We start from the raw sequence: 22,890 nt of genomic DNA on the forward strand, positions 1-22,890 counted from the left end.
ATTAAGATGCTTCCTCCTCACGTAGAACCGCCTCATACAGTGCTCGTTTTGAACGCTCTAACACAACACGAACCGTGACCAAGCCGACGAGTAAGAAAGCGAACGAGAAGGCAACGTACGTTGAACGAATCCCGACGTATTCAGCGAGGAGGCCGATGCCGAACGTCAACCCGATGATGAGGATGGACTCGACTACATTGATCACTCCCGAGAAGCGGCCCATCAGTTCGGTCGGCACGTTGTTCTGATAAAACGACAAGAAGCCAGTGTTCGCGAACGATAGGGCGAACGTGAGCAGGAAGAACCCGGCGGATGCGAGCACGAACGATTCCGAGAAGGCGAAAACGAGATAGCCGACAGGTGTTAGGATGGCGCCGAAACTGATTAGAAACGGTAACGTCATCCGAGCACTGAACGTCGCATTGATGATGGAGCCGGCGATAATCCCGGCTCCGGCGACACTGACGAGAAAGCCGTATCGACTCTCGGAGAAACCGAGCACTTGCGTCGCGAACGACGCCTCGAGTGAGTCGAGCCCTGACATGAAAATCGTCATGACACAGAACAGAACATAGACGAGCGTCACGTAACGCATGGTCGACGCGAACCGGACGACTGTTTTCCAGTCCTCGAGAATCATGCGCAGGCTGAACACCTCGACCTCGTCGCTGGCCGTGAACAGCCTCGGCAAGCATGCGAGGATCCCGACGGACACGAGCAACGCCAGTGCGTTCAACTGGATGGCAAGCGTCGGGCTGCCGAGCATGAACAAAAGTCCCGCAATGGCCGGGCCTAAGATGAAACCGGCTGATTGGACGAAATTCTTCATGGCGTTAAACCGTTGCCGGTCGCCGCTTGGGACGAGCTTTGTCATATACACGAGAGAAGCTGATTCGAAGACGGAACTCGCGATATTCAATATAAACACGAGCACATAGATGAGCGCGAGTGAGTCGGTGAAAGCGAGACTGAAGACGACGACGGCACGGAGCGCATCGAGCCACATCATCAAGCGGCGCGTGTCGGTGCGGTCGATGACCGAGCCTGACCAAACATTCGCGCATAGGGCCGCGAGCGGGACGAGGATGTAGAGGACCGACACGGCGAACGGCGATTGCGTCATCTCGAGGACGATCAAGTTGAGGGCGATGAAGTACACCCAGGCCCCAAGGTTCGAGATGCCGACGCCAGTAAGTAAAAGTAAAGGTTGTTTCCAAGTACGCATATCCATCGTCCCCGTTCAAAAGTAGATTTTGAACAGTATGTCACAAAAATGATTGATGTACCAGATAAATCCAATCGATTTCAAAATTTTATATAATTGATTATCCGGCTCGCTTCCTTTCCATAGATTGGGCAAAGAGGATGAGATATACTTTTTGTTAGAGCCAGATAGCTGTCGAATGTGTAGAAACGAATAATTGGCTTAACGCGTTTTACCGGCAAAGTGGGCGGTGATGTTCCGAGGCACGTCCTCGAGCGATCCGGTCAATTGGATGACGTGGGGTAGATGATAGAACGTGCTCGTCGTCTCAAAATCGTCGAAGCGATTTGTGGCATCATGTATGAACACCGTCACACCTGCACCGAGGGCGATCCCGAGCTCGACATGGCTGCTGTTGCCGGCCGGCAGTAAGATGACGACGAAGTCTGACGCCGTGATGGCCTCCAACTCGCTCGTGCCGATGGCTCGCAAGTCCTCAAGTGACGTGGCGCGGTCGTTCGTCGTCCAGTCGTATGTATGGGTATGGCCGTCGTTGATTAGGTGATTGCGTAGGGCTCTGACCTGTTCGATGTTCGAGAAGCGGGAGCCGATATAGAAGTGCATATAAGTCCTCCTCATAAAGTTTAAAAGCTTAGTCGACGTTACTGAATCGTGTCACCGCGACCTCATGGATGACGAGCAACAAAATCGCGATGAAAAAGACGAGCAAGGAGACGTATTCCGGATTTACGTTTAGAAAGAAGTTCAGCCCGAACAGCGGTGTCACGAACAGGATATAGAGCGGATACTGAATCGAAAATAAGGCATCTAATAATACGATGTCATACATGTATGTCTCGAAGCTGATGAGTGAAAAAACGGTCACACTTGCGAACAGAATGGCCATAATCAATAGTTTGGCGACTCGGTTCCGCAGTAAACACGTCCCGAGCATGCAAACGAGCAGTAAGCCGGAGGCGGCAGCATGAATTGGTTGAATCGTCGCATCGGGAAACATGATAGATGGAATGAGGTTCACGGCGAACGCGATAACATAGATCGATGACAAGACGACGAGGCATCTTTTTGAATTGCCCATTATGGCACCCCTTTCTTAACGAGGGTTATATTTACATTTACTTACAAGTGTAATTTTACACCAAGGTCATAATATGTCAAGATGAATGGGTGAAGTCAGCCTGAAAAATAGGAAGGTGGGACAACAATGACAAAAGAGGATTTGAAAGCACTATTGCCGGCGGACGAGGTCGAAATCAAACTCGAGAATGGGGAAGGATTGCCTCGCAACGCATTCATCAACGAGCGCGAACGTTTCGAGGAAGTACAGGAAGAGTTTGAAGACGACGAAGAGCCATGGCCGGACGGGATATATGTCGTCGGGTATGAAGATTTTTTAGGCGACCCGGTCTGCGTGAATATCAAGACGAATCATGTCGTCATCGTCAGCCATGAGACGTTTGAAGTGGAAGAGACGTTGTCGATTTCCTTCGAGGGTTGGTTACGATCAGGTGGGCGGGCCATTGATTGAGCAGGAAGTCATCTTCTCATCTCTGGGTGACGAGGAAGTGGAACGTCAGCTGTTCACGACAGACGGTGCTTCAAAACAAGCAATGTTGTTGGCGAGGGCCGACGCTACACAACTTCGTACGTTACAAGACATTGACGTACGTTACATTCGCATTGGTTACGACAACGAAGGGAGTTGGCTAGCTATTGACTTGGGCAATGGGGAAGTCTTTTCGTGTGACGACGAATATAACCTGGTTGACGTGATTCGCACACCGCTCGAAACGATTTTGAACTGGCCCCCGACGGCAGAGCGACTTTTGCTTTTGACGCAACGTTTGAATCATAGGGAGCTGTCTAAGGAAGAGCTTCCTAGAAAGCGTAATGTTCCTAAGTCAGAAGAGATGATCGAATGGATGTTGTATGTGAAGGCGGGTGTGGTCACTCGAGAAAACGTCTCCGATTGGGCTGGACATGTGCTCAATCAATCGGAGGACGAGATGATTGAACGAACGGCGCTAGATGGACTGATCTTGTTGAGTGGAATCGATCTTCTAGACAACGAAGGGCACTATTTACATAGGGAACAAGACTTAGATGATTGGATCGAGCAATTGCGGAAAAGGATGCGTCAACATGAGGATTGAGGTTCAGCGAGTGGTTGAAGAAGATGATGCGTGGCAGATTTATGATGTGGGCGGCGTTGATTCGCTGCTTTGGCTGTACCATCAGAAGATGCGTCAATTGAAGCTAAAGCTCCCTAAAGCGTCGAACATCACCATCCTATGTTGTGATGTAGCACAACGTGAACAGGTTGAGGAGATTAGACACTCGTTCGGCGCATATCCAGTCTACATCACAACGTTGAACGACAACCTGTCACTCTTGCCGGCTGTATTGACTGAGATAGAATGGGCCCTTCAGTCTTATGATGTTATGGTTTTTACCGATGACATCATCCGGACGCTACGTGATCACGTCGAAGCACATGAATATGTGTTCTCTTCTCAGCTGATGTCAGAAGTAAATAAACCCAGATCGGTTCGGGCGACACTGAAGGTGCAAATTCATTCGGGTGATGCAGAACTGATTTTGGAGTTATTTGATGTACGCGAGAAACGCAAGTTCATTCAGCGTGAGCCGGTCATTCGTCTCGACCCATATGAATTTGTCACCTCGTTCCCCACCTCTTATCGCTTGTCTCGTCAGTTGTACCGGCTTCACTGGGAGACGATGTATACAGTGGATATCATCGGATGGTTCGGTGATCGTTTTCGGTACCGCATCTATCCAACACATGATGGTCGTTGGGTTGTCCACGCTGATCAGCTCGAGCAAAGACGATCAGAGCGCTAACATCATCTCATTGTTGTCTTACCGCTCGTTTGGGATAACACAACACACATCAATGCTATATATGATACGAGAGTGGAAGGACGGATTGATATGAAAAGGTATCAAATAAGCCATAAACTGATTCTGATGGTGGCCACTGTAGGGATTATTCTTCTGTTGATTGGGTGTACCTACGCCATCTATGATTTCTTAACTGCGGCTGATACGATTGACGGCGTCCCTGTCGGAGACCTCGTCTATGAAGAAGTCTCTCCAGACGGCGCTCTCACAGTCGAATTTTATCGAACGAGCGGAGGCGCGACGACTGGATTTGCCATGCTCGGGGTGATGGAGGAGAAAGAAACAGGAGAACGGGCTCGAATCTTTTGGGAGTATCCGTGCGAGACGGTTAAGGTCGATTGGGACGACGCACACATTTATATAAATGACATCAAACTAAAGAAGATGACGGAAGTATATGATTTTCGATATGGCATCGAGAATCGGGAGGTCGATTCATCCGTTTCAAATTGATGACTGATGAAACGATTTTAGAATCGAGGAGGCGATGAGATGCGTTGGATGATTCGGTTTGGATGGACGGCTATGCTGACGGTGTGAGCAGTCTTCGTCGGACTTCGGCTCATCAGCTTCTTGATCGAATGGTGGTATCGACCTCCGACGTCGGGCTTGAAATTGAGACCGACACCTGAAGCGGCTGAGTATTCGAACGAAATGTTCGAAGGTGAGATGAGGAATCCGAAAGAAGATGAACAGTCTCATCTGAAATTGGACGATTTGGATTATACGTTTGATTCGGTGACGACCATCATCGTACGAGGCGATGGCTTCTTCTATTGGTTGGTGTTATTAGCTTTTATATTGCTTGGCGGACTGGTATTTGCCGCTACCAGTCGTTTTCAGCACCGCAAACGAGCTGACGAATCATCTTCGCTCAAGCCACGTACGTTCTCCCGTCACTCAGTCCCGCATTCGATGTCGAGTATCGAAGAGCCGGCTTGGACCGGTGTGGTGATTCGAGACACCCTGATCGCCTTCCATCAGACGTTGCCGCCGACGAAGAAATGGGTTCCGTCGGAGACGTTATCGGAATGGGCGCGCCGTATCGGATTGATAGACACCGATTTCAAGCCATATTTGGACGAGCGCTATGGGATGACGGATCCGGTGACGCCTGAGCAGGTTGCCCGTTTCCGTAAGACGCTCGAGCAGTATAAGAACCGCTTGCAGCACTGAACGGATACAGTAGAATCTGGCTAAATATACGAAACACGACAGGGGATATGGCGATGGCTCGAATCAAATCATTTACGTTTTGGCTCACATGTGTTGCGATGCTGATTTGTCTCTATAACTGGAGCGGCGCAGACGACAAATCGCTCCTCTTCTTTCTAACAAGTCCACCGTTTTGGATCATGGAGACGAATTGGTTCGTCGAGATGTTCACGCATCCCTCGAATATCCCGATGTGGGTCAAATATGGGGTGACCATCCTATTTTGGGCGGTGATCGGTACAGGGCTCGACCGCTTACTGCTAAAACGAAAAACGCGATAAATCGACTCGAACGAGGAGAGGTGAATCCAGATGGAACTACGTGTTGAGACGTTATATGAAACGAAAAATTTGCGAATCATTGATGCTGATGTTTTAGGTGATGACCGAATTGTTATTTTGGATGAGAATTGTCCCATCGTCCATTGGAACGAGCGGAAACTAAGACTGCAGCTTCATTTGAGTTCGCCATTCATTCGCCTCCTTGATTCAAAAACGTTTCTCGTCGTCGATGTGACGATGGAAGGGACTGCCATCAACGCTTGGGTCATCGATGAGCGAGGGTCGATCCTTCATTCGTTCCATGCGGGCAACGCCATCGGAGCGGTCGCCGTCAACGACACGGGGATTTGGATTGGCTATGCCGATGAAGGGGTGTTCGGGGAAGGGATATCCAGCGAGGCACTCGTCTGTTTCTCGAGGACAGGTGAAGTGTTACAACGCTATCAGTCCGATGTTGTGCGTCCGCCGACCATTGTCGACTGCGAATTGTTGCAAGCGGATCGAACCGGGGTTTGGCTCTGTCCGTCGATTTGGTATGACTTGATTCAAATCGATCTGAACGGTCGACTCAACACGTTTAAGACGCCGAAGCTTCTTCACGACAGCTCGGCACTGACGATTCAAGGACAGGTCGGCTATTTTGTGAAGGATGGATGGTTGTACAAGTGGCCGTTCGGTGCGCGTAAGCGCCCTGACGTTGTAACTGAGTTTTTGGGAACTGCTAGAGGATTAGGGGAGGGCGAACCGTTCCACTTCATTCAAATCGGTGATTATGAAGTGAGCGGCGTTCAGATTGTCGACAGGTGATGAACATTTTACAGTCAAACATGTCAGGGTGCTGATTGATGTAAGGGGGCGTTGCAAATGGAGTTCCATTTACCGAAGCAGATTAAGACGTTTTATTGGCGAGTTTTTCCGATACCGTTTCTACTAATTACCTATTATCAAATCGTTCATGATTGGCAATTGGAGAAGTTCGGTTTTGACGAGTTTGAAGATATCGGGACATTGCTGTTTATCCTTGGCGTAAGCGCATGTGAAGCTGCGTTAGTCACGCTATTCCTTTGGTGCGTCGTCGTATCGTTGAAGAAGCTACTGCGCACAACCGGATAATTTCTCGTGATAAAGGACCTGTTGAATAGGTCCTTTTTTACGTCCTCAACCGTTTGATCGATAGAATTGTGCTAATCACGGCATCAACTTGTCGGAATCAATTCCCTCTTTTTTGTAAATTCAGTATACTCATGTTATTGATGTTAGAAAGAGGGCGATGAGATGATACTGGAGACGAACCTTCCAGGGTTCACGATTGAAGCGATTGAACAGGTGGAGCAACAAGTGGGGGCACGCTTCCCGGACGGCTTGCGTGACGCATGGGGTCATGGGAACAAGTTTGAACTTGGAGATTGGTTCTTTTATCCGATCAAGGACGAGCGGTTTTTCAATAAAACGTGGGATGATGTCATTCGAGCCAACGAATTGAAGCAAGAGAATTTGCCGCAAGGGTTCGTGACGCTTGCGACGAATGGATCTGGTGATGAGCTCGGTTTTCTAAAAGACGACCGGGAGACGATTTACGTCTGGTGGCACGAGATGGATGAACTCGAGGTGGCGGCGCATTCGTTTGAGGCGTTCGTCGAAGTGACGCAGGCGGAAAGCGACGTGCTCGAGACGTTTTGCGAACGAGTCGAGGCAAGCGGTGTCGTCTTTGGTTTATCAGCGGAACAAGACGAGGGATGGGCGTATGCACCATCGCACGTGGAAGAGACAGACGTCTTGTTGTTCTTTTCGACCCAAGAGCTTGCGCTCGCTTGCCGGGCTGACGAATGGGCCAACTATCATGTGATTGAGTTGCCTTTTGACTTGTTCCTCGAACGCTGGTTGCCGAACATGTCGGAGGATGAGCTGTTGTGTGGCCTCGATTGGTCGAGCGAACTGGTTGGATTGGAATATGACCCAGAAACCATTCTAGAGTATTTTGAATAATTTTATTTCACTTACCGTATGTATATGTTGTAATCGAAAAAGAGAGCAACAAATATGATGAATCCCTTTTCCAAAAAAACGCGATCATCTCGACAATTGTTCATGTTCGGTCTGCCACTATGAACTCGGGACCCCATTAGTCCAGACACGCTCAACTTGAAGACGAACGGTCATATCCGAGAAGTGGGGATGCAATCGTTCATCGAATTGGAGCCAACCGATCATCCGCTTGCCGTTGAGCAGCGAGACGGGATCACCCACGGACGGACTGAAGAACTGGCACGCATCATGGAAAGCGACGCATGAGAGGAGAGCACAACTTGCTAGAATTCGTCCGGCATTCGCAAGCCGTCGTTTACTTATTTTATCCCGCATCGAAACGTCTCGTGATACATCGTCAGTTGAGTCAGTGTCTAGATGGTTCAATCGAATCGTTCGATGTCATGTACAAGACGCATGGTTCAGGTGCCTCTCAGATTCAAACGCGTCTGACGGTACAACGTGGTGACCTATCTTCGCTTCAGGTTGAGAAAACGATGATCACACTGACATTACCCGAAGCATCGATTCAAATGTGGATGAACGGACTTGCGACCGAGTCCAATATGTATCGTGACTCTGAAGTTCCGGCCGTATTTATAGGAACGTCGAGCCTTGCTCGAGTCGAGTGGGTGATGTTGAGCAGACGTTCTTCAATCTAGACGTTTTTTAACTGAATTAGGCGAAAATTCTCCCACCTCTAAGCGTCTCAGGGCACGGCCCAGCGTAGGTGGGAGATGAACCGCCTGCTTGCGAACCTTTTTAATGTCCCTGTGAAAAATATAACGAACAAAAGTTCGCAATCCCGTCAGATTTCCTCGCCTCCTCCTCGGGTATCGGAATGGGACGAGAATCATCCTGACACCGGGCAAAGGAGGGACGGACATGCTGAAGGGCTACCAATACCGGCTCCACAAGCTGTAGCGACACATCGTCGACGAGAACCAAGTCGTCGTGGTCGAGACGCTGAAACCGAGGGAGATGATGCGGGACCGCCGCCTGGCGAAATCGATCGGGGACGCCGGATGGGGCGAGTTCGTCCGCCAACTGGAATATAAGGCGAGCTTCTATGAGCGGACGCTCATCAAGGCCGACCCGTGGTTCGCCTCGACCCAAGTCTGTTCGGCCTGCGGCGAGAACGGCGGTAAGAAGAGCCTGAACGTCCGCGAGTGGACGTGTGCCGCGTGCGGTGCGCACCACGACCGAGACGTCAACGCGAGCCTCAACCTGTTGCGCCTCGCCGATCGAAACACCCGAGAGCAGGGACTGCCCGAAGAGCTTGGCCCATAACCGTGGATGGTCAAAGCACGGTCTTCCCAAGAAGCTCCCACTTCAGGTTGCGAAGGAAATAAGTGGTGAGTAGTTCACGAAAAAGATGACAAATGAAATAGAAATCATTTCATCACAATTAAAGGAGGACCTATGAAACAACCAATTGAAGTAGCTACATATACGATGGCAATCGACGCACCGATCGACCACGTCTTCGGTTGTCTCGCAGAAGACGAACATATCGTCAAATGGAACGACCATTTGATTGAGAACATTTATGAGGATGGTAACGCCTCACTCGTGACGGGAAAACGGTTCATCTCGGTCCAACAGTTCGAGAAGAAAGAAATTCGGGTCGAGTCTGAGTTGACCTATGTCAATCGTCCTCACACATGCGAGGTACAGGCGGTGACGAATCAAGGGGTATCGATTGCGACATATACGTTGAGCGAGACAGCAGACGGGACGGACGTGACGATTCGTATCTCGCTCGTCCCGTCCTCATGGCTCTATGCCCTTTACGTGAAGGCGTTCCGTTGGGCGATTCGGCTGATATACGATGAACAGTTCAAACAGTTCCGGATTTATGCCGAGGCGAGTGTTCCAAAACCGTCCCCTGCCCGAGAGGCGGAGTGATACGGCGATGATTGAACCGATTACTTCTTCGACGCGTGACGCGGTCCGTTCGTTCTTCATTGACGCCTGGGGCTCACCCGAGATGGTCATCTCGACCGGGACGTATGATTGCGCCACGCTTGACGGGTTCGTCTGGTCGGAAGGGAACGTCATTATCGGCCTCACCACGTATGTCACTCGGGAAGACGAGATTGAAATCATCTCGCTCGACAGCCTGCAGGAGAAGCGTGGCATCGGCTCGGCGCTCCTCGATGCAGTGGAGCGAGTGGCCAAGCAGCATCAGCTCGAACGGCTGTCGCTCATCACGACAAATGACAACTTACGAGCGATTGCTTTCTATCAAAAGCGGGGCTGGCGTCTCGCACGCATCATCCCGGACGCAGTCGATGCGGCCCGGATTCAGAAACCGTCGATCCCCGTCATCGGGGAGCACGGTATCCCGCTCCATGACGAAATCATGCTTAGCAAAGCCATCACAACCTAAAGAAAAGAGGGATTAACCTATGATTCGATTCGGTATCATCGGCACAAACTTTATCACCCGTTCTTTTATTGAAGCGACTCATGAAGTCGAAGGCGCATCCGTGTCCGCCGTCTATTCTCGTACGGACGAGCGCGCGAAAACGTTCGCTGAAGAATTTGATATTCCAAACACGTTCACCTCGCTTGAGCAGATGGCGTCCAGTGAGTTGATTGATGCGGTCTATATCGCGAGTCCGAACTCGCTCCACGCCGAGCAGAGTCTGCTCTTTATGCGTCACGGCAAGCACGTCCTCTGTGAGAAACCGTTCGCCTCGAACGTTGAGGAAGTCAGACAGATGCTTGAGACGGCGCATGAACATGACGTCGTCTTGCTCGAAGCGCTCCGCAACCTATTCATGCCGAACTTCGATGTGTTGCGTCAAGAACTCCATCGCGTCGGACCGGTCCGGCGTGTCATCTTGAACAAGTCACAATACTCGTCCCGCTACGACTTGTATAAACGCGGGGACAACCCGAACACGTTCAATCCCACCTTCTCGAACGGTTCACTGATGGATCTCGGTGTTTATTGCCTCGGTCCGGCCTTGAAGCTGTTCGGCCGACCGAAAGGCTTGCATGCCAACGCCGTCAAGCTCGAGTCAGGCGTCGACGGAAGTGGTTCGGCCATCTTGTCGTATGACGGCATGGACATCATCGTGCTCCACTCGAAGATTCACGGTACGGATTCCCCGTCCGAAATCATCGGGGAAGCGGGGCGCATCGTGATTGACGATATCGGTTCGCTTGACCGCTTGACGTTCGTTGGCCGCGACGGGACGACCGTCGAACTCGGCTCAAAACAGGCGAGCCATATGACGTATGAGATTCAGACGTTCGTGAACATGATTGAGGCAGGGGAGCGGGAGACCGAGGTTCATTCGTTTGCCAATATGCTCACACTCGCGGACGTCATGACCGATATTCGGCAGCGTATCGACGTGCGGTACCCGGCTGACGTATAACAAAGAGCCTCGAGCATTTTGTGCTCGGGGCTCATTTATCATGACTGAAATCTTCTTTTAGAAAATTCGTAACTATTGCGATCCGTTCCTCGGTCGAGTAGTCACCTTCGATTCTTAGGATGGGACAAGACAGTTCAGCCAGCCATTGTTCATGCAACGTCTTGCTTCTGACTTCCGTCCCGGCATGGTCGTAGAGAGCAGCCCAATTTAGAAAGGCTTGTGATTGCTCGTACAGGCTGCCACCGACGAGTGACTCTGCTCCATAGCGCTCGCGTTCCCGTTGTTGTAATCTGGCCAATCGAACGTCGGGCGGAATCCATAAAAAGATAACCAAATCAAAATAGGGCATGAAGCAGTCGCCCCAACCGACAAGCGACCCTGACAGAATCCACTGTTCAGATTGGAGCAACTCTTCTTTGAGCATCTCGCGTCGTTCAGGGACGGGTCTCGGTTCGGTGAACTTGGTGGTCCAAAAATACTCATCCGTATCGAGATATGTATGCGGCAACACGTTCGCCAACGCGTCGCCAAGTGTTGACGTGCCGGAGCCCGAAGCGCCGAGTATGTGAATTCTGCTTCTCATGTTTGCCTCTCCCATCAACCTATATTTTTTGTGGCTAACATCATGAACTCCTAAGATATATGTTCATCGTTCGAATCTCGATGTTCGTCTTCATCGAGAAAACGTGTAAGCGAAATCCTCTTTTTGAGGATTATCATGAAGGCATGCTGGATAATTTTACAATAAGTTTCAGTAGAATGATAGTTGATGACATACCTAGAACGGGAGACGATGACATGACGACCATGTATTTCGTAAGACATGCACACTCTACATATACAGCTGATGAGTGGACGAGACCTTTATCTGAAAAGGGAGAGGGAGACGTCCGTAACATCACAAACACCTTGAGTGAAGAAAAGATTGATCTCGTCGTTTCGAGTCCATATAGACGAGCGATTCAAACCGTCCAAGGGATTGCTGACCAGATTGGGACAGAAGTTCTGCTCATCGATGACTTGAGAGAGCGGACATTGACGACAGAGCCGGCCGAGAATTTTACCCTGGCGATGACGAGAGTGTGGGAAGATCCTACTTTTGCATGGGAAGGGGGCGAATCGAACGTGGTTTCTCGACAGCGCGGAGTCCGTGCGATCCTGTCACTGCTCGACCAATACGAAGGAAAGCGAATCACAATCGGTACGCATGGGAATATCATGGTGCTGATCCTCAATTATTTTGATGAACAGTATGGCTATGCGTTCTGGAAAGAACTCGATATGCCGGACGTTTATAAAGTGACGTTTAACAAACATGAACTAGTGAGCGTTGAAAAGCTATGGGACCGTCCAGAAATGGTTTGAAAGCCGTTTATGCCGTCATAAAAAAAGGATGGGCCGGTCTCGGTCCCATCCTTCAAAGTCTACTCTCTATTCAGATACAGGTGGCGGATAAACAGGCCGAGTGCGACTGTCATGATGACGGCCGGAATCAATCCGACGAGCAACAAGGAACCCATGCGTTCAGTCCTTTCTGAGCGCATCGAGGCGCTGTGTCATGTCTTGGAACGATTGACCGTCCGAGAGCACGCTCAATTCACCGGCGACGAGATCGTTCACTTCACGGTCCCAGTCCTGGCTGAGCGTCGTCTCGAGTGCGAGGAGATGCATCGCTGTCCGCTCGACTTGATGTGTTCCGACGCGCGCCAGCTGTTCACGCACCGCCGTCTTCAACAGGGCGCTCAAGTCATCGCGCAACTTCGTCCGGCCGTCGCCTTCGAAGAACTGGTTCGCGTTCTTATAGTGCTTCAATACGGGACGGAACGGGGCCGCCTCGAACGTGACCGGATCGACGGCGTCGCGGAGCCAATCGATGTCGATGTCTTCCTCGTATGATAACGTCGGCAAGAGCGGGCGCAGTTTGAGCGTCTCGCGCTCGATCAAGCGTTCCGTCTCCCGTTTCAAGAAGCGCTCGAGCCGATATTGGAACACTTGCAGCTCCTGATGGATGTCATACGCATACTTGTCGAGCGTGCGGGTGAGGGCGCGCTCCAGGCTCGCTTTCGACCCATCCACTTCGACCGGATGGAACGTCTCCTTGACGAAGTCCGACAGCCGGAGGAGCGAGCGGGTCTCGAGGTGAGCAAGCAACTCGTCCGTCTCGCGCTGGAACGGGTCTTCGAGCGTCGTGACGTTGAGACGATTGTCAGACGTGCGCAACTGTTCGAGCTTGTCACGACGGGCCGCCTTGACGCTCGCATCCGCTTCGGCCTCGCGGACGACGTCCTCGAACGCGGCGACGAGGGCTTCTGCCTCATCTTTGATGCGGACCGCGTTCGCCTGACGCAAATCGTGGTCGACGAATTGCTCGAGCTTGGCCGAGAATCGATTGAACCCGGCATCCGTTCCCTGGATGGCGTTTCGGCTCGAGATCGGCAGCACCGTCGGATGACGGACACCGAGCTTTGTCAACTGGTTCGACACATAATCGGTGACGGCGAGCCGTTCCGCTTCATCCGCCGCCAAGTCAGCCGCGTTGACGAGGAAGAACATGTGATGGTCACCTGTCCCTTGTACGCGTCCGAGCTGGATGACGAGTTCACGGTCGGCCTCGGTGAAGGCGTGATTGTAATACGTCACGAACAGGACGGCATCGGCGTCACGCATATAGCCGAACTGTACCTCGCTATGACGGTTGAACTGCGAGTCGGCACCCGGCGTGTCGACGAAGATGATGCCACGGTCGGCCCAAGGGGAGTCGATGGCGAGCTCGATTTCTTTGACGATACAGCTCTTCTCTTCTTCTGTGACGAACGAGCAGAACGTGTCATAGTCGACCATCTCCTGGCTACCGAGATAGGACAGGGGAGCGTTCTTGACGGCGTTGACGAACGGGTGATCGAGATGGAGCGCGTCGAGTGACGCCCCGTAACCGTTCAGCTCGGCCTCGAGTTCGACACGTGTCTTGAACGTGATCAACGCGCTCTTGTTGGCGCGGCCGTTCGGCGGCACGATTTTCGTGATCGATGCCGTCAGTGGGTTCGGTGACGTCGGGAGCACCGTCTCACCGAGCAACGCGTTCAATGTCGACGACTTGCCGGACGAGAACGCCCCAAAGATGGCGAGCGTATACGTCTCGGATTCGGCCCGGGCCAATTTATGACGGAGCGACTTGACGCGTGACTTGAATAACGGATGTCTTTCTAATATTTCACATACCGTATATTCATAAGAAAAATCAAAGGACAAAGCAGTAATATCATCCACCAAAAGCGCGGTCGAGGCAACTTCTTGTTGCTGATGTTCGACTTGTTTCTGCGGCAATTGGTCGGCCGTGACGTAGTGACGGGTCTCAAGGTCCGTCAAACGCGAAGCAGAGAGGTCACGTGTCGTGTAATTGGTGAGTTCGTCTCGTTGTTCGCCCAGCTGACGTTGTAGCGCCAACGTGTCGAGCATGTCATACAACTCATCTTGCTCAGTCTCGATGGCATGGATTCGGTTTTTGCCTTCGGCTTCGAGATACGCCTCGACCGACGTGACCCACGGTTCGGACACTTTCGTCACCCAAGAGGCGAGAGCCGCCTCGATGTCGCGGCTGAATTGAAGCACCGTGTCACCGCTGAGCGATGCGCCGGACTTCACTTGGTCACTGATGAGCGTGCTCGGTGCAGTCGGTAACGTATCCGGACGGGACAAAATCGCCTCGGGCAGTTTCAAATCGCGGACGATGTCTTCGGCGTACTTGATCAAATGGGGGCGAAGGTTCGTATCGATCAATCGGTTGAACTCCTTGACGGCAATGTCTTCACGACGCAGGCGTTCCTGGCGCGTCTTCTCTTTTGAGAAGAACAGGCCGACTTTGAACTCCGGCGCACAACTCTCGAGATAGTTCCGCAACAGTTCACGGAACTCGTAGTTCATGATCGGCGCGCTCGCGACGATCGGCGTTTGGTGTTTGAAGAACTCGCGGCGGAATGATGTGAGCCATATCGCTTTTTTGTCGAGGCGTTGCAGGCGGGCTTGAATCTCCGTCGGCTGCTTCTCGACGACCGGCAATTCGTTCAGGAGCGCATCGTTCGCACGAGTGGACCGGGCGAGCAACGTGTCGACGAGCAAGTCGGCGCGCGCTTCTGCGTGTTCCCGTGCGCCGTCGATGACGGTTTGGACATACGTCCGGAGTCGTTCGGCCTCGTTCTCAGGGTGATCGAGCTCAAGGAGCGAGATATAGAATATATCGTCCGGATTAATGGCATGACGGGTGAAGGCGGTCTCGAGCGAGCGTTTAAACGTGCTGAATGGAAGCTCTCCTTCATCGTGCTTATCGATTTGGTTGATGATAATCGAGTAGGGACGTCCTTCAGCGCTGAACTGTTTCATCAGTTTGATGTTCTGTTCGGACTGGACGTGATTGTAATCCATCATGAAGAACAGATGGTCGGCGAGGAAGAGCGAGCGTTCCGTCGCTTGACGGTGTCGCTCATCGGTCGAGTCGATCCCGGGTGTGTCCATGAGGACGACGTCGCTTCCGAACGGGAAGCGGGGCAGGGCGTATTCGACTTCTTTAATTTCTTCAATCTTACAGTAGTCTCCTAAACGGTCTAGTTCATCCGTCTCAAGTCGAATCCAATCGGTGTCGTTAATGGCGACGGATGCCCCGACATCCCCCTGTCGAAGCGTCACGATATTCGCACTCGTCGGAATCGGGCTCGTCGGTAACACACCGTCCCCGAGCCAATTGTTGAGCAGCGTCGACTTCCCGGCCGAAAAATGACCACAGACTGCGATCCAAATCTCGTCCCGCGTCACTTTCCGGAGCGCGGTCTTGGCAAGACGGGCCGACTCTGTCTCAGCTTGCGTGTCAAATACGTCGGTCAATTGCGCGAGGCGCATGCGTTGTTCGTTCATAAATCCCCATCCCCTACTTATGATTCCGTCGTGATGCCGACGCGGTGTCTACGATATGAGTTGTTTTCCCAGGCTTGAATGACGAGCTCCGCCACATCGTCACGCGAGATTGGTCCCGAGTTCTGCGTCCCGAGCACGTCAGCTGTGATGACGATCTTCCCGACGGACGCGTCTTCAATCAATTGGGTCGGGCAGACGATTGTATAGTCGAGCGTCGATGCGTCGAGCAGTTCATACGCCCGCGCGTGGTCTTCGGCCGCGGTCGTCATCGAACGTTTCGACTCGCGGGTTTCAAAACGATAGTGATCAGAATCATGTGCCTGCAAAATTCCGGCCGTCCCGACCGTCAAGATGCGCGTGATCCCAGCTGTTTGCATCGCCGAGATGACGAGCGGGGTAAAGCGGGACAAGACGTTCTGCTTATCCGTACCGAGCGCCGACATGACGACGTCGGCTGATTTCAATGTTTCCGCGATAGCCTCTCCATCAGTCGCGTCTCCGATGATGACCGTGAGTCGTTCACTCGGTTCGACCTCTCGACGTGACAAGAGTCGGACGTCGTGTCCGTCTTCTAATAAACGTTCGAGCAACCGCATCCCCGTGCGGCCGCTCCCTCCAAATAAAGCAATGGTTGACAAGTAAACCCCTCCCCATCAAGATTAAAGAAAATATCCAACGCCATCATACCACGGAAGCGCTCTCGAATCGGACAAAATGTCCTGACTTCGACCGGTTCGAAGGGCAAATGTTTCACACACGCCGAAGACGGCTAAAAAAATTGCATGACGTGTATAAAGGGGGAAGACACTCCGGTGTCGAGAACGCATGAGATTTGGAGCTAGAACAATTAAAACCGGGATTTCTGTCGCCCTGGTATTGCTTATTGCCGAAGCATTTCAATTTGAACAAATCGTCGTCCCGGCACTCGCGGCCTCGCTCGCCTTACTGCCTTCAGTCTATCAGACCGGTGTCCGACTTTTAGAAGAGTTGAAAGGGAACTTGATTGGGGCTTTGCTCGCTGTCTTCTCATTGATGTTGACGCCGAACCCGACGCCAATCGCCATTGGGGTCGTCATCATCATCGCCATCTCAATCCTTCTCTTCTTGAACCTCGAGTCGACGACCCGAACCGTCATCTTGACGACAATCCTGATCATGGAAGGGGCGAGCCAGTCGGACATGCCCGTCTGGATGTTCGCCGGCGAACGTTATTTGCTCATCATGATGGGGATCACCGTCGCGCTGCTCGTCAACGCGCTCTTGTTCCCGCCACGCTATGAACGGAAGCTCGAAGAAGACATCACGACCGTCTTCCAGATGGCCGTCCGCATCGCCCGCCTATTTTCGGAAACAGAAGGCGGCCGTTCATCGTTCGAATCGCTCGATGAGACGAAGAAGAAACATCGCGCCTCAAAGACCACGTATGATTATTTCGAAGAAGAGATCAAAGCCAACCGCTGGCTCGAAAAGAAGACACCCATCTACCGTCGGGCCGTCTTGAAGTCGAAGATGATCGACACGAACAGTGCCGCTATCCACGTGCTCGACAAGTTGCATGACGATTATTTGACGGTCGAACATCTGCCGCCGCAACTTGAAGAAGAGTTGTTGCGTCATATGCGGCATTTGTTACGCCGGCATGAGCGCCTCTTTTCGGCTTACGAATTAGAGAACGAGCATATCATCGACCGTGAAGAGGATCTGATCCACGAGAACTTCGATTTCGCAAAATTGATGATTGAGAAGATGCGCGATGAAGAAGAAGACCTCATCTTGACTGTCGTCCCGCTCGTCGCGGCGATGACAAACTGGGTCAAGGCGATGAATGAACTCGAACGCTATCTCATCACCGAGATGAAGAAGCACGGGGACAATTTGAAAGTGGAACCACGCAAGAAATGGTTCTTTGAAGATTAACCGCCGACTGGCGGTTTTTTTGTTGCATCAAGACATGCGCTCCTTCGTTGTTTCATTCATAATAAAATCAAGAGAATAAGAGAGGATGTAACGAATGAGCTATCTAGAAGAAATGAGGCATTTAAAAGACTTAGGGACTATGACATTTGATGGGGATTACCTGCTTATGGTTGATGAACAAAGTTCTCTCAATCGAATCTCATTACCAATCAAACGGGAAGGCGAGTGGCGCGTACATATCGGATACGCTACCGGTCAAGAAGGGGTGATGGCTTATTGCGAAGATGTAGACTGGGCAGAACTTGAGCATGTCGGAGATTTGGAATGTGAGTCAGTAGTAAATTTGATTGCTGTCGAAGATTCTTCTACACGAGTTCTAAAATCGGACAAAGCATTTGCACTTGAGCTGGATTCTTTTCATCGACCACTTAGTGTATATGTGATCAAACGCCAACAAACAATCGTAGCTTTTTATATCGAAACAGTTGATGAAGGATTGACAGAACTTCCAATCGGTGAATTTTCAACTGATTCATCGAATCTCTGTTTCACTGATCCCGCGAACACTGATGAATCGTTAATCGTTCCAGTCACACCAAATCTGACATGGACTGTAACCGGTTTTCTAGATGAGACAGAGACTCTTGTTCGCGTTGAAGGAAGAGCGCAGACTGATTCTTTATCCGATGTGACTGACTATCAAGAGCTTGGAACTTTTTTAGTTCTCTCAGCATTCATTTGTGTCCTTGATGAACAACAGCTCAACATGACACCACATCCGATCACTGTAGATTATCCTGGGTCCCCATTTTATCTTTCCTTGATGAGTCTGATGGGGGAAAACCAGGAAGCGGCATGGAATCAAGGAGTCATCTTTTTAACAGAGGGTGGAAATAAGGAATATTCAGTCCGCGGTAGCTTTCAGGAAAATCGATTAGTCACTTTCTCAATCGACTTGTTTGAAGATGATTCTATAGACTTGGGCATCAAGGAGTAAATCGATGAGACACATAAAACTTACATTTTACTTTCAACATGATGTAACATCGATTGATTACGCTCGACGGCTTCTTGAATTGTTCAAGCGACACCGTGTGACCATCGAGTCGATTGGTTATGATTTAAAATCGATTTCGCGATACGATGGGAGGCGATTCGAACGGAGTTGGACAGACGGAATCGAAGGGAAGCATTCTTTCTTCGCAAAGCTTGAAAGTCAACCGAGTTACGTGACTGCCTTTAATTTAACCGGACTAGAAACAGGTGACATCGGTTTTGGGTTGGTGTTATCGAAGTCCTATTTCGATAAACATAAAACCGATTGGGAAAAGCTGTTTCATGCAGTATGTGAGACGTTAAGACCAACTTACGCGACAATCGGTAAAGACGTTGTGGAACGATCCGTCTATGCGTATACACCAAATCGTTCAACAATCCATGAAATTGAATGGCTCAACTACTGCAGCGACGACTTCTTAAAGGAAGTGGAACGTTCTCGATTAGATTCTTATTCGTGGCATGCCGTATTTCCGTCTGCATATGGCACGTTTTATCAATTGACCGAAAGGCTTCATGATCGACAACTATTCGATGAATCCGAGACAGCACGTTCTCATATCGGGACGCGACTGATGAGGCAAAGAAAGGAAGCACAAGGTCCGTTTACGTTGATTGCGCACTTACATGCCAACTTTAAGACCGATTACAAGATACTCAACAATGGAGCACACGTATTTGGGTACTTAGGGGAAACAGACACATGGCGTATATCGATTGCACCGCCTCGTGATGAACGTGTGCTTCGTCTCTGGGAGAGTCATCATCGAGATCTCCCTAAAACCTACAAACGATTGTTGAGACAGTTTGATGGGGTTAGCCTCTATTGCCAACTCAACCTATACGGCGTATCAGACATCGAATATAAAGGTATATCGATTGAAGAACAAGTGAATACACCGCTCGATTTATCCTCACATTACGATACGTTACGAGCAGACTATTTCGTTATCGGACAATCCCTCATGGAAGGAGAACTATATGCCATGACATATGACGGGGACGAGACCGTCTATGTATTTGATGGGGAGACGTATATCGAAAAATCGCAAATCGCAAATATCGAGGTGCTCATCAAACAAGCGCTAGCCGTCGTGGAAGCAGAGCATCGCCATGGAACCCTACACTTCACTTGAGCCGACGGACTATATTTAGACATAAGGGGAAATCGTGTGAATACATCACTGCAACACACCACAAAATTTTGGAACATCCGTGTTGGCACAGACGAGTTCGTCGTCCAGTACGGAAAGCTCGGTACGGTCGGTAAAGTCCAACTAAAGTCTTTTAATACGGCCGAAGAGTGTAAGAAAGAAGCCGACAAACTCGTCCGTCAAAAACTGAAGAAAGGGTACGTGGAGGTCGATTACGACTGGGACAACCATCTTTATTTCGACGACCCGGAAATCGGTCCCGACCAACTCACCGCATACCCTCGGTTCAATGCTCATTTTCAGGAGGACTTCTACTTGGATTGCACGGATGAGTTCAGTCCGTTCGGCAGTGATGAAGGCGCCGACGTGCTCGTGATGTTCGAGGACGCAATCCGAAAAGAACGGGACATCGATTTCCTCGTCGGTGCGTACGACATCGTTTCGGGCTGGATGGAGCGGGATGTATCGAGCTCTGACGACTGGGCGACATATGAATACGGATTCGACTGTGACGTCGTCGTCATGTCGAGTGCGTTCGCATCGATTAAACTGACCGGTCATCTAGACGCTGCGCTACAGGAGGAAGGCGTTGCCGCACTCGACCGACTTATCCAGCAAGTCGAACCAGAAGACAGACCGCGGTTTAAATTGATGAGCGTGCAGTTGAACAGTTTCCCGACCTCAATTTGAAACTTTTTTAGGGAGTGCGCCGTATACTAGAGGTAGAACGGACATATGCTCCGAATCGTTAGGGGGAAACACCAATGTCAGACATAGAAACAACACCGACATCATTCAGCGGCACACTGCCAATCGAGGCCCGTACCGTCTTCCGACTGTCGAGCGCCATCTTTTATCTGATCGGGCTCGTCATCACAGGGGGCCTCGTCGCTGCCTCGCTTTATTTTGACTGGCCGACGTGGCTGCAATATACGATGTACGCCTTACTCGCTATCGACCTCATCTATAGTGTGATCGATATCGTCGTCTTCCAAAAGTGGAAGCAAGAGCGGTTTACGTATGACGTGAAACCACTCGAGATTCGCCTGCATCACGGCATCATCACGACGCACGACGTCTTGATCCCAATGACAAAAGTACAATACGTCCACGCCCAGCAAGGCCCGTTGCTACGGAAATACGGCTTGCAGACGATCACAATCGGGACGGCAGCAGGCTCACATGATATCTATGCGATCGAGGAATCGTTCGCGAAGACGCTTCGGGAACAGATTGCCGTCTATGCCCGCATCGAAGAGGAGGATGTCGTATGACAGAAGCCGCTCTCACGTGGCATCGACTGCCGAGTCGCGTCTTGCTGTTGCGTGTCTTAGAGGTCATCAAGTCGTTTATCATCCCACTCGTACTGCTGTTTGTGATCAATAACGACTGGAGCTCAACATTCGGCATCATCTTACGGGTCGGGATTTTGTTGTTCCTCTTGCTCGATATCCTGCAGAAGTTCTTCGGTTGGCTCAACTTCCGGTATGCGCTCGACGAGAAGACGGTATATGTCATCGACGGCAACTGGATCAAGAAAGAGAAGTCGTTGCCGCTGTATAAGATTCAGAGCGTCCACTCGAACAGCCCGTTTTTGTACCGGCTGCTCGGGGTCGTTGAATTGACGTTCGATACGAACGCGAACAGCGACGACGCCTCGTTCAAATTAGCCGGTGTCTTCCCGAATGAGGCGAAGCGGCTCGAGGACATCCTTGACCAGGTCCGTCATCGGAAGGCCGAGACCGATGTACCGGTAGAAGGGGAGACGGACGCGACCGAAACACCGGTGGCGATTGCAAAGCCAGCGAGCCGTTTGTTGTACGCCCTCTCGACCCGCGAAATCATCATCGCCTCGTTGACGTCACTGTCGGTGTTCGCCATCTTCCCGGTCGCCTCAACGATCGTCTCGTCCATCGATGATTTCATCAATCTCGACGGGACGTTCGATACAATCGGGGATTGGGTGATTCACGCGTCCATCATCGCAATCGGCCTGCTCGTCTTGTCGGTCCTAATATTGTCGGTCGTCATCGGCATGGTCATCAACTTCTTGAAGTACGGGAACTTCCGGCTCGAACGACGAGGTGACCGCATCCGGGTCGAGAAAGGACTACTCAACCGTTCCGCCAAAGAGATTCCGTACGAGAAGATTCAAGCGATCCGAATCAAGGAGACGTTCATCCGGCGTTGGTTCAATATCGTCGGCGTCGAACTCGTCGCGGCCGGAACGATGGATGAGCTGAAAGATGAATCGTCGACGATTCTCCCATTCGTGAAACGGGAGCGGGCGATGAACGTGTTGAACGAACACTTCGATCAGTTCGTCTGGTCTGATACGCTGCATCGTTTGCCGAAGCGTTCCCTCTGGGTCAAACTGTTGCGCATCAGCTGGTTCGGACTCATCGTCTCGGGTGTCGTGCTGTATTTCTTCCGCGATTACGCCTGGTGGCTCGTCCTGTTGTGGGCCATTATCGTCGGCGGCCGCCTGTTGAGCTATATGACGACACGCTACGCCCGGAACGGTCACTTCGTCGAGTTACGGACCGGCGCCTTCAACGTCCACTCATTTTTGACGGACAAGCCCCGGATCGAACAAATCCAAGTGACACAGACGCCGCTTCAACGCCGTTTCAATGTATGTAACGTTCTGTTCTCGACGCGTGGTGTCTTATCGAATGAAATGATCGAGGACATCCCGAAACAAGAGGCGGACGCCATGCTGAACTGGTTCTCCCGCTATACAGTAGAGGAAGATATGAAAACACCGGGCTAAAATCGCCCGGTGTTTGTTCGTCACG

The 22,890-nt window shown here is 51.1% G+C and carries 26 protein-coding genes and 2 pseudogenes; 22 read left to right on the forward strand and 6 right to left on the reverse strand.

Annotated features, from left to right (window positions below; all coding sequences use genetic code 11):
• Window position 1: 1 nt before the first annotated feature.
• From EVJ33_RS04815 to EVJ33_RS04825, 3 genes are all read right to left on the reverse strand, one after another.
• The gene (locus EVJ33_RS04815; protein ID WP_131434935.1) at window positions 2–1,225 is read right to left on the reverse strand and encodes an MFS transporter; all 1,224 of its coding nucleotides are present in this window, start codon (window positions 1,223–1,225) and stop codon (window positions 2–4) included.
• 201 nt (window positions 1,226–1,426) lie between these two features.
• Complete coding sequence (locus EVJ33_RS04820) at window positions 1,427–1,828, reverse strand: group-specific protein (protein ID WP_131434937.1); 402 nt, start codon at window positions 1,826–1,828, stop codon at window positions 1,427–1,429.
• Between the two features lie 28 nt (window positions 1,829–1,856).
• On the reverse strand, window positions 1,857–2,303 hold the full coding sequence (locus EVJ33_RS04825) for a hypothetical protein (RefSeq protein WP_131434939.1): 447 nt from the start codon (window positions 2,301–2,303) through the stop codon (window positions 1,857–1,859).
• A 126-nt stretch (window positions 2,304–2,429) separates the two neighbouring features.
• Between EVJ33_RS04825 and EVJ33_RS04830 the strand changes: the two genes are divergently transcribed.
• From EVJ33_RS04830 to EVJ33_RS04900, 15 genes and pseudogenes are all read left to right on the forward strand, one after another.
• Window positions 2,430–2,753 carry a hypothetical protein gene (locus EVJ33_RS04830; protein ID WP_131434941.1) on the forward strand — a complete coding sequence of 108 codons (324 nt, stop codon included), beginning with the start codon at window positions 2,430–2,432 and terminating at the stop codon, window positions 2,751–2,753.
• Window positions 2,746–3,378, forward strand: coding sequence for a hypothetical protein (locus EVJ33_RS04835; protein ID WP_131434943.1), 633 nt, complete (start codon window positions 2,746–2,748; stop codon window positions 3,376–3,378). The genes EVJ33_RS04830 and EVJ33_RS04835 overlap by 8 nt, the downstream gene beginning before the upstream one ends.
• On the forward strand, window positions 3,368–4,087 hold the full coding sequence (locus EVJ33_RS04840; protein WP_131434945.1) for a hypothetical protein: 720 nt from the start codon (window positions 3,368–3,370) through the stop codon (window positions 4,085–4,087). The genes EVJ33_RS04835 and EVJ33_RS04840 overlap by 11 nt, the downstream gene beginning before the upstream one ends.
• A 90-nt stretch (window positions 4,088–4,177) precedes the next feature.
• Entirely contained in the window at window positions 4,178–4,600 is a 423-nt protein-coding gene (locus tag EVJ33_RS04845) for a DUF5412 family protein (protein WP_131434947.1), read from the forward strand.
• A 44-nt stretch (window positions 4,601–4,644) separates the two neighbouring features.
• On the forward strand, window positions 4,645–4,779 hold the full coding sequence (locus tag EVJ33_RS15705; RefSeq protein WP_269088560.1) for a hypothetical protein: 135 nt from the start codon (window positions 4,645–4,647) through the stop codon (window positions 4,777–4,779).
• Complete coding sequence (locus EVJ33_RS04850) at window positions 4,763–5,323, forward strand: hypothetical protein (RefSeq protein WP_131434949.1); 561 nt, start codon at window positions 4,763–4,765, stop codon at window positions 5,321–5,323. The genes EVJ33_RS15705 and EVJ33_RS04850 overlap by 17 nt, the downstream gene beginning before the upstream one ends.
• Window positions 5,324–5,376: 53 nt before the next feature.
• Entirely contained in the window at window positions 5,377–5,643 is a 267-nt protein-coding gene (locus EVJ33_RS04855; protein WP_131434951.1) for a hypothetical protein, read from the forward strand.
• A gap of 30 nt (window positions 5,644–5,673) precedes the next feature.
• A complete protein-coding gene (locus tag EVJ33_RS04860) occupies window positions 5,674–6,450 on the forward strand; it encodes a hypothetical protein (protein WP_131434953.1) in 777 nt (258 codons plus the stop codon).
• A 468-nt stretch (window positions 6,451–6,918) separates the two neighbouring features.
• Entirely contained in the window at window positions 6,919–7,629 is a 711-nt protein-coding gene (locus tag EVJ33_RS04865) for a DUF2750 domain-containing protein (protein ID WP_131434955.1), read from the forward strand.
• Window positions 7,630–7,761: 132 nt separating this feature from the next.
• A pseudogene (locus EVJ33_RS04870) lies at window positions 7,762–7,935 on the forward strand (DUF2199 domain-containing protein); the annotation flags it as partial.
• Between the two features lie 14 nt (window positions 7,936–7,949).
• Window positions 7,950–8,330, forward strand: coding sequence for a hypothetical protein (locus EVJ33_RS04875; RefSeq protein ID WP_131434957.1), 381 nt, complete (start codon window positions 7,950–7,952; stop codon window positions 8,328–8,330).
• Window positions 8,331–8,592: 262 nt separating this feature from the next.
• Window positions 8,593–8,958 (forward strand): annotated as a pseudogene (locus EVJ33_RS04885) (RNA-guided endonuclease TnpB family protein); the annotation flags it as partial.
• 132 nt (window positions 8,959–9,090) lie between these two features.
• On the forward strand, window positions 9,091–9,576 hold the full coding sequence (locus EVJ33_RS04890; RefSeq protein WP_131434961.1) for an SRPBCC family protein: 486 nt from the start codon (window positions 9,091–9,093) through the stop codon (window positions 9,574–9,576).
• A 7-nt stretch (window positions 9,577–9,583) separates the two neighbouring features.
• Window positions 9,584–10,060 carry a GNAT family N-acetyltransferase gene (locus tag EVJ33_RS04895; RefSeq protein ID WP_131434963.1) on the forward strand — a complete coding sequence of 159 codons (477 nt, stop codon included), beginning with the start codon at window positions 9,584–9,586 and terminating at the stop codon, window positions 10,058–10,060.
• A 19-nt stretch (window positions 10,061–10,079) separates the two neighbouring features.
• Entirely contained in the window at window positions 10,080–11,060 is a 981-nt protein-coding gene (locus EVJ33_RS04900) for a Gfo/Idh/MocA family protein (protein ID WP_131434965.1), read from the forward strand.
• A 31-nt stretch (window positions 11,061–11,091) separates the two neighbouring features.
• On the opposite strand, the gene EVJ33_RS04905 is transcribed toward EVJ33_RS04900, so the two are convergent.
• Window positions 11,092–11,643, reverse strand: coding sequence for an ATP-binding protein (locus EVJ33_RS04905; protein ID WP_131434967.1), 552 nt, complete (start codon window positions 11,641–11,643; stop codon window positions 11,092–11,094).
• A 215-nt stretch (window positions 11,644–11,858) separates the two neighbouring features.
• On the opposite strand from EVJ33_RS04905, the gene EVJ33_RS04910 reads away from it, so the two are divergent.
• Window positions 11,859–12,425 carry a histidine phosphatase family protein gene (locus EVJ33_RS04910; protein ID WP_131434969.1) on the forward strand — a complete coding sequence of 189 codons (567 nt, stop codon included), beginning with the start codon at window positions 11,859–11,861 and terminating at the stop codon, window positions 12,423–12,425.
• 159 nt (window positions 12,426–12,584) lie between these two features.
• On the opposite strand, the gene EVJ33_RS04915 is transcribed toward EVJ33_RS04910, so the two are convergent.
• Both EVJ33_RS04915 and EVJ33_RS04920 read right to left on the reverse strand, forming a co-directional pair.
• On the reverse strand, window positions 12,585–15,965 hold the full coding sequence (locus tag EVJ33_RS04915; protein WP_131434971.1) for a dynamin family protein: 3,381 nt from the start codon (window positions 15,963–15,965) through the stop codon (window positions 12,585–12,587).
• 17 nt (window positions 15,966–15,982) lie between these two features.
• Window positions 15,983–16,603: an NAD(P)-dependent oxidoreductase gene (locus tag EVJ33_RS04920; RefSeq protein WP_131434973.1), complete on the reverse strand. Its 621-nt coding sequence runs from the start codon at window positions 16,601–16,603 to the stop codon at window positions 15,983–15,985.
• 187 nt (window positions 16,604–16,790) lie between these two features.
• Here EVJ33_RS04920 and EVJ33_RS04925 point away from each other — a divergent pair, with 187 nt between their 5' ends.
• The 6 genes from EVJ33_RS04925 (at window position 16,791) to EVJ33_RS04950 (ending at window position 22,865) form a co-directional block, all read left to right on the forward strand.
• Window positions 16,791–17,882 carry an FUSC family protein gene (locus EVJ33_RS04925; RefSeq protein WP_131434975.1) on the forward strand — a complete coding sequence of 364 codons (1,092 nt, stop codon included), beginning with the start codon at window positions 16,791–16,793 and terminating at the stop codon, window positions 17,880–17,882.
• A gap of 94 nt (window positions 17,883–17,976) precedes the next feature.
• Window positions 17,977–18,879, forward strand: coding sequence for a hypothetical protein (locus EVJ33_RS04930; protein WP_131434977.1), 903 nt, complete (start codon window positions 17,977–17,979; stop codon window positions 18,877–18,879).
• Window positions 18,880–18,883: 4 nt separating this feature from the next.
• Window positions 18,884–20,074, forward strand: coding sequence for an SMI1/KNR4 family protein (locus tag EVJ33_RS04935; RefSeq protein WP_131434979.1), 1,191 nt, complete (start codon window positions 18,884–18,886; stop codon window positions 20,072–20,074).
• A gap of 36 nt (window positions 20,075–20,110) precedes the next feature.
• Window positions 20,111–20,782, forward strand: coding sequence for a WGR domain-containing protein (locus tag EVJ33_RS04940; RefSeq protein WP_161566898.1), 672 nt, complete (start codon window positions 20,111–20,113; stop codon window positions 20,780–20,782).
• A gap of 74 nt (window positions 20,783–20,856) precedes the next feature.
• Entirely contained in the window at window positions 20,857–21,366 is a 510-nt protein-coding gene (locus EVJ33_RS04945; RefSeq protein WP_131434983.1) for a PH domain-containing protein, read from the forward strand.
• Window positions 21,363–22,865 carry a PH domain-containing protein gene (locus EVJ33_RS04950; RefSeq protein WP_131434985.1) on the forward strand — a complete coding sequence of 501 codons (1,503 nt, stop codon included), beginning with the start codon at window positions 21,363–21,365 and terminating at the stop codon, window positions 22,863–22,865. The genes EVJ33_RS04945 and EVJ33_RS04950 overlap by 4 nt, the downstream gene beginning before the upstream one ends.
• Window positions 22,866–22,890: the final 25 nt, after the last annotated feature.

It is taken from the genome of Exiguobacterium sp. SL-10 (genome assembly GCF_004337025.1).
In the GTDB taxonomy this organism is placed as follows: domain Bacteria; phylum Bacillota; class Bacilli; order Exiguobacteriales; family Exiguobacteriaceae; genus Exiguobacterium.